This is a genomic window from Centipeda infelix ATCC 43532 (assembly GCF_000234095.1).
Taxonomy (GTDB): domain Bacteria; phylum Bacillota; class Negativicutes; order Selenomonadales; family Selenomonadaceae; genus Centipeda; species Centipeda infelix.
In genome coordinates this window covers 228239-240717 of sequence record NZ_JH376799.1, presented here as the reverse complement: position 1 = coordinate 240717, position 12479 = coordinate 228239, and the positions used below count along the sequence as shown (strand labels likewise).

At 56.9% G+C, this 12479-nt stretch carries 14 protein-coding genes; all 14 read left to right on the top strand.

Annotated features, from left to right (window positions below; translation table 11 throughout):
- The first annotated feature begins 123 nt into the window (after positions 1–123).
- The 14 genes from flgB (at position 124) to rpmE (ending at position 12395) form a co-directional block, all read left to right on the top strand.
- Positions 124–546, top strand: a complete 423-nt coding sequence (gene flgB / locus HMPREF9334_RS07175) for a flagellar basal body rod protein FlgB (RefSeq protein ID WP_006692814.1) — start codon at positions 124–126, stop codon at positions 544–546.
- 18 nt (positions 547–564) lie between these two features.
- Entirely contained in the window at positions 565–1020 is a 456-nt protein-coding gene (gene flgC, locus HMPREF9334_RS07170; RefSeq protein ID WP_006692813.1) for a flagellar basal body rod protein FlgC, read from the top strand.
- Positions 1021–1053: 33 nt separating this feature from the next.
- A complete protein-coding gene (gene fliE / locus HMPREF9334_RS07165) occupies positions 1054–1356 on the top strand; it encodes a flagellar hook-basal body complex protein FliE (RefSeq protein WP_039957411.1) in 303 nt (100 codons plus the stop codon).
- Between the two features lie 72 nt (positions 1357–1428).
- Entirely contained in the window at positions 1429–3009 is a 1581-nt protein-coding gene (gene fliF / locus HMPREF9334_RS07160; RefSeq protein ID WP_006692811.1) for a flagellar basal-body MS-ring/collar protein FliF, read from the top strand.
- Positions 3010–3011: 2 nt separating this feature from the next.
- Positions 3012–4031 carry a flagellar motor switch protein FliG gene (gene fliG / locus HMPREF9334_RS07155; protein ID WP_006692810.1) on the top strand — a complete coding sequence of 340 codons (1020 nt, stop codon included), beginning with the start codon at positions 3012–3014 and terminating at the stop codon, positions 4029–4031.
- Positions 4024–4815, top strand: a complete 792-nt coding sequence (locus HMPREF9334_RS07150; protein WP_006692809.1) for a FliH/SctL family protein — start codon at positions 4024–4026, stop codon at positions 4813–4815. The genes fliG and HMPREF9334_RS07150 overlap by 8 nt, the downstream gene beginning before the upstream one ends.
- Positions 4812–6215, top strand: a complete 1404-nt coding sequence (gene fliI, locus HMPREF9334_RS07145; protein ID WP_006692808.1) for a flagellar protein export ATPase FliI — start codon at positions 4812–4814, stop codon at positions 6213–6215. Before HMPREF9334_RS07150 ends, fliI begins: the two co-directional genes overlap by 4 nt.
- A complete protein-coding gene (gene fliJ / locus HMPREF9334_RS07140; RefSeq protein ID WP_006692807.1) occupies positions 6212–6679 on the top strand; it encodes a flagellar export protein FliJ in 468 nt (155 codons plus the stop codon). Before fliI ends, fliJ begins: the two co-directional genes overlap by 4 nt.
- Positions 6676–7275, top strand: coding sequence for a lytic transglycosylase domain-containing protein (locus tag HMPREF9334_RS07135; protein WP_006692806.1), 600 nt, complete (start codon positions 6676–6678; stop codon positions 7273–7275). Before fliJ ends, HMPREF9334_RS07135 begins: the two co-directional genes overlap by 4 nt.
- 46 nt (positions 7276–7321) lie before the next feature.
- Positions 7322–7921: a MotE family protein gene (locus HMPREF9334_RS07130; protein ID WP_006692805.1), complete on the top strand. Its 600-nt coding sequence runs from the start codon at positions 7322–7324 to the stop codon at positions 7919–7921.
- An 88-nt stretch (positions 7922–8009) separates the two neighbouring features.
- Positions 8010–9164, top strand: coding sequence for an N-acetylmuramoyl-L-alanine amidase (locus HMPREF9334_RS07125; protein ID WP_006692804.1), 1155 nt, complete (start codon positions 8010–8012; stop codon positions 9162–9164).
- A 23-nt stretch (positions 9165–9187) separates the two neighbouring features.
- Entirely contained in the window at positions 9188–10558 is a 1371-nt protein-coding gene (locus HMPREF9334_RS07120; protein ID WP_006692803.1) for an MATE family efflux transporter, read from the top strand.
- Between the two features lie 197 nt (positions 10559–10755).
- Positions 10756–12042, top strand: coding sequence for an NAD(P)/FAD-dependent oxidoreductase (locus HMPREF9334_RS07115; RefSeq protein WP_006692802.1), 1287 nt, complete (start codon positions 10756–10758; stop codon positions 12040–12042).
- Between the two features lie 152 nt (positions 12043–12194).
- Positions 12195–12395, top strand: coding sequence for a 50S ribosomal protein L31 (gene rpmE, locus HMPREF9334_RS07110; protein WP_006307374.1), 201 nt, complete (start codon positions 12195–12197; stop codon positions 12393–12395).
- Positions 12396–12479: the final 84 nt, after the last annotated feature.

Here is a 12479-nt window from a genome sequence, read left to right as displayed (position 1 = left end):
TTTTTTTTAGGGATGTAGAACTAATATATATCTGCTTTGTGTGCGTTTTTTTCTGTGCACATTAAAGGAAGCACTGATACATGAATATTTCCTGAAATATGGGGGAAAGGAATGTGACGTTTCATGCTCGAGCAGTTGGTCAACACCTCGACGATTGATGTCAGCAGCCGCGCGATGGCGGCGGCATCCCTGCGGCACGAGGTACTCAGCAATAACATCGCAAACGTGAACACACCGAACTTTAAGCGGAGTCATGTCCGCTTTGAGGATTTGCTGAAACGGGAACTGGGATTGGAGAACGATCCTCTGATGAAGGTTGTGCGGACGCATGACCGGCATTTTCCCATTGCCTTTCACGGGAAGGCGCACGCTGTTATCGAACAGGATGCGCATACGAATATGCGTCTGGATCGCAACAACGTCGACATTGACATTGAAATGGCGGAGGTTGCAAAGAATCAGCTATACTATAGTGCGCTGGCAACGGCGCTTGCTGGGCATATCAGCAAGATTAAGAGCGTTATTTCGAGCGGTCAGGGCAGCTGATAAACGGGAGGACACGGTATGGGAATGTTTTTGGGAATAGATGCAGCGGCTTCGGGGCTCACGGCAGAGCGTCTGCGCATGGACGTGATCTCCAATAATATCGCGAATGCCAATACAACGCGTGCACAGGGCGGGGGTGCCTACCACCGCCGCTATGTGGTGTTTCAGCCCCGTGAGAAGGGGAATGGCATCGGCTTCGAGTCATTCCTCGCACGTGCCTCGGAGCGTATGCGTCCGGGTGATGGCGTGCGGGCGGTATCCATTCAGGAGGATCGTACGCAGGGGACGCTCGTCTATGAGCCGGGACATCCGGATGCAAATGCGGAGGGCTATGTTGAGCGACCGAACGTCAACATTGTCGCGGAGATGGTGGATATGATCTCAGCATCGCGCGGCTACGAGGCGAATACAACGACGATCAACGCGGCAAAGTCCATGGTGACGGCGGCGCTTCGCATTGGCAGTGGCAGCTGATTTCAGCGCACAGTTTAAGGGAGATCAATGTATATGGAAGTACAAGCACTGCAAATGACCCCCGTCACGATGCGCGCGACCAGCCATCTGGGGGAGACCATCGAAAAGGAGCCGCCGAAGAGTTTCGGTACCTATCTGAAGGACGCACTCTCCGAGGTGAACAAGCTCCAACTCGCATCGGATGAGCAGAATAAGTTGCTCGCCGCAGGCGAAGTCTCCGATGTCTCTCAAGTCATCGTGGCAGGGCAGAAGGCTGAGATTGCACTCCAGCTCACGCTGCAGATGCGCAATCGTGCCGTTGCTGCCTATCAGGAAATCATGCGGATGCAGGTGTAATCACTGCCTGCCGTTTTCGTGCGCCCCCACCGGCGGCGCATCACACCGTGATGACTTGAAGGGAAAGAGATTATGGGAGAGTGGAAAGAGCGCGGTCGTGCCATGTGGGAACGCTTTGACAAGCGGCAGCGCTACATCATGCTCGGTTCGGCACTCGCAATTCTCGTCCTCATCTTTGGCATGAGCTTCTGGTATGGCAGCAAGCCCGATATGGTGCCGCTGTTCACCGACATGGAGACCAAGGATGCCGGCGAGGTTGCAAGCCAGCTGCGCGAAGCGAACATCACCTACGAGGTGCAGGAAAACAAATCAGGTACGACGATCCTCGTTCCGACGACGAACGTCCACGAGGCGCGTCTGAACCTCGCGACGCAGGGGCTGCCGCGCGGGAACAAGGGCTTCGAGATCTTCGATGACAGCAAGCTTGGGGTCACCGAATTCCAGAACCGCGTCAACTATCTGCAGGCACTTCAGGGGGAATTGACGCGTACGATTGAGCAGTTGGAGGCGGTTGAGAAGGCACGCGTCCACATTGTGCTGCCAGAGGACAGCCTCTATAAGAAAGAGGAGAAGCCTGCGACGGCTTCTATTATGCTGCGCCTGAAGCCCCATGCGGAGCTGACGAAGAAGGAGATCAAGGGGATTGTCAACCTTGCGGCGCACAGCGTCAAGGGACTGACCCCTGAGAATATCACGATTGTCGACGATACAGGGAAGATCTTGAACGATCCCGACGATCAGGATGAAAAATCCATTGGAGTCAAGACGCTCACGCAGCTTGACATGACACGCAAGGTACAGGACAACATCGAGAAGAAGGTGCAGTCGCTGCTCGACCAGACCCTGGGCGAGGGACGTGCCTTTGCACGCGTCAGCGTAGAGCTCGACTTCGATGATCGTCTGACCGACCGCCAGACCTTTACACCGGTGGTGGATGATGCGGGCATCATCCGCAGCCAGCAGGACATCTCCGAGAGTTACGTCGGCAGTTCGACGAATCCCGGCGGTCCTGCGGGTGTACAGAGCAACGTCCCCGGCTATGTTGAGCAGGAGGCGAACGCGAACGCTGAATACGAGAAAAAGGAATCCACAAAGAACTATGAGATCAACGAGGAGCGACAGCACGTCATCGCTTCTCCCGGCTCAATCCGTCGTCTGACGGTCGCCGTTCTCGTCAACGAGGATGTGACGCAGCCGCAGCAGGAGAGCATCCTGCGCACGGTGAGCAGTGCTGCGGGCATCAACCCGCAGCGCGGTGACACGATCTCTGTGGAGCCGCTGCCGTTCAGCACGGAGGCGGCAGAACGACGCGCCGCAGAGGAGCAGGCGGAGAAGGATCGTCAGGATCGCATCTTCTACACGCAGGTCGGACTTGCTCTGCTTGTCATCGCCCTGATTGTCGGCGGCATCCTCATGTACCGCCGCAAGAAGCGTCTTGAGCGTGAGGCTGCCGAGGAGGCACAGCGCCTCGAAGAGGAGCGCCTCGCCGAGGAGCGTGCTGCGGCAATCGCAGCGGGCGAGGTCGAGGAAGAAGACCTCTCCGAAGAGGAACAGCACCAGATGAATCAGAAAATGGCGCTGCTCGCCCTCATTGACAACAAGCCCGAAGAGGTTGCCCTCCTCGTCAAGACGTGGCTTTCGGAGGAGGAGTAAATATGCCGGATATGTATGGCAGCGGTGATCTGACCAATCAGCAGAAAGCGGCGATCCTCTTTATCGCAATCGGTCCCGAGTACTCGGCAAAGCTGTTTCAGCATATGGACGACGATGAGATCGAGCATCTGACGCTCGAGATTGCGAACCAGAAGCAGGTTTCTTCCGCACTCAAGGCGGAAGTCATCGCCGAGTTCTACTCTATGTGCATGGCACAGGACTACATTTCCTCGGGCGGTCTGCAATATGCGCAGAATGTCCTCGAGAAGGCGCTTGGTCCCGACAAGGCACTCGAGATTATCAACCGTCTTACGACGAGCTTGCAGGTGCGCCCGTTCGACTTCCTGCGAAAAACCGACCCTGCGCAGCTGCTTAACTTCATTCAAAACGAGCATCCGCAGACCATTGCGCTCATCATGGCATATCTCGAACCGGATCAGGCGGCCATCGTCCTCGGTTCGCTTCCGCCGGAGGCACAGGTCGAGGTCACGAAGCGCATCGCAACGATGGATCGCACCTCACCGGACTTCATCCGTGAGGTCGAGCGTGTGTTGGAGAGAAAGCTGTCCTCGATGGTGACACAGGACTTTACCACTGCGGGCGGCATCAAGGCGATCGTCGAGGTGCTCAACCGCGTCGACCGCACGACAGAGAAGGCGATTGTCGAGACGCTCGAGGTCGACAATCCCGAGCTCGCCGAAGAGATCAAGAAGCTCATGTTCGTGTTCGAGGACATCGTTCAGATCGACGACCGTTCTCTGCAGCTTGTCCTGCGCCAGGTGGAGACCAAGGATCTCTCGCTTGCACTCAAGGCAACGCCGCAGGAAGTTGCCGAAAAGGTGTTCAAGAATATGTCGACGCGTGCCGCCGATATGCTGCGTGAGGAGATCGAGTTCATGGGACCGGTCAAGATCCGCGACGTGGAAGAAGCACAGCAGAAGGTTGTCGGTGTCATCCGCGTACTCGAGGACAAGGGCGAGATCGTGATCTCGCGTGGCAAGGGAGACGAGATGATTGTCTAGAGTTATCAAGGCAGCCGTCTGGGAAGAGAATCCGCATCTCATCGACGCACCACCTCCTCCACCGCCGCCCCGTGAGGACGACGAGGAAGAAGGGCTGAGCGAAGAGGCCGTTCAGAATCTGCTTGCACGCATTGCAGAACGCGAGCAGGCGATGGATGAACGCGTCAAGGAGACAGAGATTCAGGTTGCAGTCCTTCGCGGTCAGGCCGAGGAGGATCGCGACCGCCTTCTCACTGAGGCGCAGACACAGATTGAGCAGGATCGCGAAGAAGCTCGCAAGAAAGGGTATGAGGAGGGCTTTGCCGAAGGGCGCACGGCGGGTGAAGCTGCCGTGCGTGAGGAGATGGCAGAGCTCATCCGTCAGACGAATGCGCAGGCGGAAAAGACCCTGCGCGATGCCCATGATGCCATACGAGACTATGTTGTGAATGCCGAGCAGGACATTGTTTCGATTGCCATGACGGCGGTCGAGCGCGTTCTGCCGCAGCACTTCATTGATGTGCCGCAGATGGTGCTGCCCGTTGTGCGTGATGCCATCCTGCGTGTCAAGGACCAGAAGGAGATCGTTGTCCACGTTCCGCCCGCCAGCTATGACTTTGTACTCATGGCGCGGGACGAACTGCGTTCCATCCTGACGGCGGGGGATACGAATCTCACGATCACCTCGGACGAGGGGCTGAAGCCGGGCGACTGTCTTGTGGAGACCCCGAACGGCAGTGTGGATGCACGTCTGCAGACACAGATCGAGCAGCTCAAGAAGGCTGTGCGGGAAGTTATGCTATGAATATGAGTGAAACGGGGGGGAATCCCCCATTTTCCATAGATATCCAAAAATTCCGCGATGCGCTTCACAATACCGCACCGATGAAGCTGACGGGCAAGGTGACGCAGATCATTGGGCTCGTCATCGAGTCACAGGGTCCGACCGTTACGGTCGGTGAGCTCTGCTATGTGAGCTCGCATTTCGCGGGAATGCCGCCAATTCCGGCGGAGGTCGTCGGATTCCGTGAGGGCAGCGTGCTCCTCATGCCTGTCGGAGAGATGCAGGGCATCGGCCCCGGGTGCGAGGTCATCGCAACAGGGCGGCGGCTGCGTGTCAAGGTGGGACCCGAACTGCTCGGGCGCGTCCTCGACGGGCTTGGAAATCCGATCGACGGCAAAGGGCCGATCCTCGCAAAGGAAGAGTATCCGCTGCAGGCACCACCGCCGCCGCCGCTCACCCGCCCGCGCATTCACGACAATCTCTACGTCGGGGTGCGTGCGATCGACGGGCTCATCACGCTTGGCGACGGTCAGCGCATCGGCATCATGGCGGGGTCGGGTGTTGGCAAGTCCACGCTTCTCTCCATGGTTGCACGCAACACTGAGGCGGATATCAGCGTTATCACCCTTGTCGGGGAGCGCGGACGTGAGGTGCGCGACTTTATCGAACGTGATCTCGGTGAGGAGGGGCTGAAACACTCCGTGGTGGTTGTTGCGACCTCCGATCAGCCTGCACTCGTCCGCATCAAGGGCGCGATGACAGGCACGGCGATTGCCGAGTATTTCCGTGACCAGGGGCACAAGGTCGTCCTGATGATGGACTCGGTTACGCGCTTTGCGATGGCGCAGCGCGAGGTTGGGCTTACGATCGGCGAGCCGCCTGCAACACGCGGTTATACGCCGTCCGTCTTTGCCATGCTGCCGCGTCTGCTTGAGCGCGCGGGCACGAGTGAAAAGGGATCGATCACAGGCATCTATACCGTCCTCGTGGATGGCGACGATATGAACGAGCCAATTGCGGACGCTGTGCGCTCCATTCTTGACGGTCATATCGTGCTCTCGCGGCGGATTGCGGCACAGAACCATTTCCCAGCGATCGACGTGCTCGGAAGCGTCAGCCGTGTCATGTACGAGGTTGTGGACAAGAGTCACCTTGAGGCGGCACAGGAGATGCGTCAACTGATGGCGGTGTATGCCGAGGCCGAGGATCTCATTCACATCGGTGCATATGTCAAGGGCTCAAGCCCGAAGATCGACGCGGCGATTCAGAAGATCGACGGTATCAACGCATTCCTCTGTCAGGATATTTACGAAGTCACCTCCTATGAGGAGACGGAGCAGCGACTGCTCACGGCTGTGGGGAAGGCTGCGCCTGCTGCATCGACGGCATCTGCCGAGCAGCTCGCTGAGGAAGCATCATGAAGAAATTCAAATTTCAGCTCGAAACACTGCTCAAGGTGACTCGCATGAAGAAGGAGGAGGCAGAGGTTGCCTTCGCCAAGGCGGTACGAACTCTTGAGGAGGCGCGTACCTACCAACGTCAGCTGCTCGAGGAAATGCACAGAGGGCAGCTCGATTACGAAAATCTGTCGAAGGAAGGTACGCGAATTAAGATCGGCACGCTGATGAGCTTCAATCGCTTCTTCGGTTGGAAGCGTCAGCAGATCGAGGATCAGCAGCAGGTGATCCTTACGGCGAACGCCGAGCGTCAGAAGCGTCTCAAGGTCCTCATGGAGCAGATGAGCGCACTGAAAAGCATTGAAAAACTAAGGGAAAAACGCCTTGCGGAATACAAGGCGGAGGTCTTGCAGGAGGAGCAGAAGATGCTCGACGAGATTGGCCTGCAGCTGACCATGCGGAATAGGGATTTGGAGGAAGCGGTATGATGGATCTTTCCGGCATCAAGGAGATACAGGCGCGTATTGCGGAGATCGAGGGACAGTTTGCTCTGTCCAAGCAGCAGCTTCCGGGGATGGACTTCGCTGCAAAACTGCAGCAGGAAATCAACAAGGATGCTGTATCTGCGGCGCACAAGGCACAGCCTGCACAGCGTGTACAGGGATCTGCCGCCGCAGAGAAGACGGTGGCGACAGAGTCGGCGAACTATGCAAATCCGCAGCTCACGCAGATGATCCACGCGGCGGCGGCAAAGTACGCTGTCGATCCGAAGCTCGTCTCTGCCGTCGCCGAAGTAGAGTCCGGCGGCAATCAGAGTGCCGTGTCGCCTGCCGGGGCGGTTGGTGTCATGCAGCTCATGCCGGAGACGGCAGCGGGGCTTGGGGTCAATCCCTACGATATGAAGAGCAACGTAGAGGGCGGAACGAAATATCTGCGTGAGATGCTCGATACCTTTGATGGTGACGTAAAGAAGGCGGTCGCTGCCTACAATGCAGGACCGAATGCCGTGAAGGCATACAATGGCGTGCCGCCCTATGCCGAGACACAGAACTACGTGACGAACGTGCTGGATATCTACCGCTGAGTGCGCCATGTATTGACAGGGGAAGAGAAAGAGGGCTGGGAATCCCATGCGGAAGAAATTAAAGATCTTATTCATACTAATCCTGCTCCTCGTATTGATCGCGGGAGGCTTTGCGCTCGGTGTATATCTCCGGCTCTTTGACACACAGGCGCTCAACGAGGAGTACGGTCTGCACGAGCTCCCCATCATCGGCGAGTATTTTGTCCCGCCGGCAGGAACAGAGGAGCATTCGGAAACATCGACGACCTCCACGGGGACAGCACCTGCTGCCGCAGCCGCACCGAAGAAATCCTCGGAGAGTGTGAAGATTACGAAAGAGGAGATCGAAAAGCAGCAGAAGGAGCGCGAGGCGGCGGAGAAGAAGCGTGTCACGAAGCTCGCACGGCTCTATAATGACATGAAGCCGGCAGATGCGGCGAAGGTCATGGAGACGCTCGACATCGATCTCTGCATCGCCATTCTTCAGCGGATGGATGAGAGCAACGCGGCAAAGGTCATCACTGCCTTCGAGCCGAGCCGAGCCGCCGAGATCACACAGATCATCTATGAAGGGACACCGCGACGCGCGGCGAAGGCACGCAGTGCTGCTGCAAATGCGCCCGCACCGGGAGCGGAGCCGTCGGGGAACGCGGAAACACAGCAATAGGAAGACATCGGATGGAGAGAACCTGCGGAGTGGCTGAAAAGCATGCTTCGCAGGTTTTTATCCGTTTATCGTTTGGGGGGATGGGCTCTTGCACCGCATTTTTTTACTGTTTACCATGCTCCTTGTGGGTCTGATTGGATTTGGTTCTGCAGTCACGGCAGAAGCCGCGTTCAGCGATCGTGCAAAGGATATGACGAAGGTCTCGGGGGTCCGCATTGGAAAAACCGATGGGAATGTCCGTATCGTCATCGATACAGCACGCTCTGTTTCCTATAAACAGAGCGTGCTGTCCAACCCGACGCGCGTCGTGCTCGACGTACAGAATGCATGGGTTGCGCCCGAGGCAAAGAAGGATATCGCCGTCGACTCTCCGCTCGTTTCGCGCGTGCGCGTGGCTCAGTTCGATGCCACGACGGTTCGTGTTGTAGTAGAGACTTCGGTTAAAAAGGGCGATTGGAAAATATTTGCCCTCGGCGGGGAAAAGCCCCGCATTGTCATGGACTTTGGTGCAGCACCTGCGGGCGGAAAGGCGGCGAAGCCCGCACAGGAAGTGAAGAAGCCTGCGCCGCCTGTGCAGACGGATGAGACCGCGGAGGATGAGGAGGAGGACGTGCGCTCCCCGCGCGATTCGGATCAGTTGGATCGTGATCTTTCGGCGATCACAGGAATGAAGGGGCGAAGGATCGCCATTGATCCGGGACATGGCGGCAGCGATTCGGGAGCAATCGGTCCGACGGGCATCATGGAGAAGTCCGTAACCATGCGTGTGAGCCGTGAGCTCAAGCGTCTCCTCGAGGCGGAGGGCGCGACCGTCATCCTTACGCGTACAGGGGATACGGAGGTCTCCGAGAAGGGGGCGAGTGCAACATCGGTCGAGGAGCTTCAGGCACGCTGCGATGTCGCCAACAAGGCAAAGGCAGATATCTTCCTCTCCATCCATGCGGATGCATTTACAAACCGCGAGGTGAAGGGAACGACAGCCTACTACTACGCGCAGGGGACGAAGCAGTCAAAACAGCTCGCCGACAGCGTGCGTACGGCTCTGATCGATGCCATCGGTACCGTTGACCGAGGGACACAGGCGTGTAATTTCTATGTGGTGAAACATACGGATATGCCCGCAATTCTTGTGGAGATCTCCTTTATCTCGAATCCGGATGAGGAGAAGATGATGAACAGCGAGACGGGCATCAAGAAGATCGCACAGGGCATTGCCGACGGGATTGCCGATTACTTTGGCTGATATATTATGCTAGGAGGGAGACGGTGCTCAAGGAAGTTCATGGCTATCCGGCGCGTACGCGTCAATTCTTCATCGTCCTTCTCCCGATTCTTGTTACACAGGTTTCGCTGATTGCACCGGGGTTTTTCAATACGGTTATGGCGGGACATATCAGCAAGGAAGATCTCGCAGGCATTGCCGTTGGCGCAAGCATCTTCTTTCCTGTATTTGGGGCTTTTATGGGGCTCGTTTCAGGACTGACGCCCGTAATTGCACAGCACTACGGTGCGCGGCGCACACTTGAGATTCGGCGCGTCGTTCAGCAGAGCTTCTACTGGGCGACGATTCTTTCGGTGCTTTTGCTCATCGCCGGCGTGTTGACCGTGCCGCATCTCGTACGTGCACTCGCACTTGAGCCTGTGGTCGAAGATATTACAATGGAATATCTGTCCTATATTGCCCTTGGGCTCATCCCCGTTGCGCCTGCGATCGTTCTTAGAAACTTTATCGATGCGCACGGGCGGACACGACTCACCATGTATATCACGATGACGACCATTCCGATCAACATTGTGCTCAACTACATCTTCATGTACGGTGCGTGTGGCGTTCCTGCCTTTGGCGGTCCCGGCGCAGGGCTTGGGGCGGCACTGAGCTACGGCATCTTTTTTATCCTCAATGTCATTGCTGTTCTGCGGATTCCGCAGTTCGCACGTTACCATGTACTTGCCCGTCTGCCGAAGCCCATCCCCAGTGACTGGTGGGCACTGCTCGCCATCTGCATCCCCATCGGGCTTACGGTGTTCTGCGAGCAGAGCATCTTCGGTGCAGTCGGCCTCCTCATGGCGGCGTACGGGACAACCGTGCTCGCTGCGCATCAGGCGGCGATGAACTTCACCACCATCGTCTATATGCTCCCGCTCTCGGTCTCTATGGCGATCACGATCCTCGTCGGCTACGAGGTCGGCGGTGGGCGTGAGAACGGTGCACGCGCCTACATTCGTCTGAGCCGTGTGCTGACCCTCGTCTTCGTCGGTGTGATAGCACTCGTGCTCGCGGCGATGCGCGACTCTGTTGCCGCGCTCTATACGACCAACCCAGAGGTGCAGGAACTCCTTCGTGTATTCCTGCTCTACGCGCTCGTCATGCAGTTCTGTGACTGTGTGAATGCACCGCTGCAGGGGGCATTGCGCGGCTACAAGGATGTCACCGTCACGTTCTGGCTCGCCGTGCTCTCGTTCTGGGGCATCGGTCTGCCCGCCGGCTATGCACTCGCGGCGTGGACAGAGTTCGGACCATACGGCTACTGGGTGGGGCTAAACGGCGGCATCGTCGTCGGAGCCGTGCTGCTCATGATCCGCCTACGCATCATCGAGCAGCGGATGCGGAAGGCAAAGCAGACCGAATCTTTGTGATAGTTTTCCACTATAATCTCCAGAATAGTATTATCGTTTTTCATGCTACCACAGGGAAATATCCTATTGAATTTCCTGTGAAACGTGGTATCATGTACCTCATGAGGGGAAAGCCACTCATATCATGCTTTCTCGAAAGGGGAAAAAGACCCAACTATGTGATTTTTTTCACTATTGAAAACAAGGAGTGGGAAAATATGGCAGATCAGAAACACGTTGTCATTGTCGGCGCCGGATTCGGCGGTGTGCGTCTTGCGAAGGAACTTGCCAAAGAGAATGTGCGTGTCACGCTTGTAGACCGTCACAACTATCATCTATTTCAGCCGCTGCTCTATCAGGTGAGTACGGCGGTGCTGTCCGCTTCGGAGATTGCCTATCCCACACGTCAGTTTTTCAAGAACAATCAAAATGTAAATTTCTATATGTCCAAGGTCACGGGGGTCGATCAGGATCGCCGGGTCGTCATCACGAAGCACGGCGAGATTTCGTATGATTATCTTGTGCTTGCGGCGGGTGCGACCACGAACTTCTTCGGCAACAAGAGCGTGGAGCGCAACTCGTACGCGATGAAGACGCTGCAGGAGGCGATTGCCCTGCGCGGGCACATCATCCATGAGTTCGAGCGTGCCGCGCGCAAGAGTGCGCCTGAGGAACGTGAGGCGCGTCGCCGTCACCTGAACTTCGTCATCGTCGGCGGCGGTGCGACGGGCATTGAGATGGCGGGCGCACTGATGGAGCTGATTGAGATCTTCAAGAAGGAGTTCCACACAATCGACTTCAGTGAGGTCAGTGTTACCCTGCTTGAGGCGATGGGCTCTGTGCTGCCAATGGTTCCGCCCGATCTGCAGCAGCATACGATCGACGTGCTGCGCAAGAAGGGCGTGGATGTGCGCCTCAATACGGCAGTTACGGAGTACGACGGCAATGATCTCACACTGAACAACGGCGAGGTCATTCCGACAAAGACTGTCATCTGGGCGGCGGGTGTGCGCGCGCAGGACTTCATCAAGGACTGCGGCGGTGAGGTCGACCGTGCAGGGCGCGTCATCGTGGAGGAGAACCTGCTCGTGAAGGGCAGTGACCGCGTCTTTGCCATCGGCGACTGCGCGAATTTCCAGCATGGCGACCTGCAGCGTCCGCTCCCGACGGTTGCGCCCGTGGCGACGCAGGAGGCAATGCAGGTCAAGAAGAACATTATGGCTCTGATTGCGGGAAAGACGCCCGATCAGCTGGAGAAGTTCGTCTACCATGATCTCGGTGCAATGGCGACGATCGGCAAGGGTGAGGCGGTCATGAACGGCCCCATGCCTGTACTTGGATTCAATCTCAAGGCAAGCGGATTCTTCGCATGGTTCGCGTGGATGCTTGTCCATCTCGTCCGCCTTGCGGGAAAATATGCGGACTTCACGGTCTCCGTCAAGTGGATCTGGAATTTCTTCTTCGGCACGCGTCTCGCGCGTATTATCCACAGCAAATTGGAGTAAGGCTTGCGTTGGTTGTATTTTTATGCTATACTTGCGCGGTAATGAACGCAGGGCGTTTGTTTCCATGACTCGTTCTCAGCGCAGACACGCTGAGTTCAACCAAGCGTGCACAAGTGCGCTTGTATCCGGCAAAAGAAACGAGGTGTATTTACATGAAAGAGGGTATTCATCCCGAGTTCTTCGAGGCGACGGTGACGTGCGGCTGCGGCAACACATTCACGACGGGCTCGACGAAGAAGGATCTGCGTATCGACGTGTGCTCGAAGTGCCATCCGTTCTTTACGGGACGTCAGCGCGACGTTCAGGCAGGCGGACGCATCGAGAAGTTCCAGAAGCGTTACGCACGGAAATAGCAGCGTGGGTGAGGTGTACGGCACCTTGCCTCTTCGCCGCACGACAACAGGAAGAGGCTATTGTACGAGAGATTGTGCAATGGT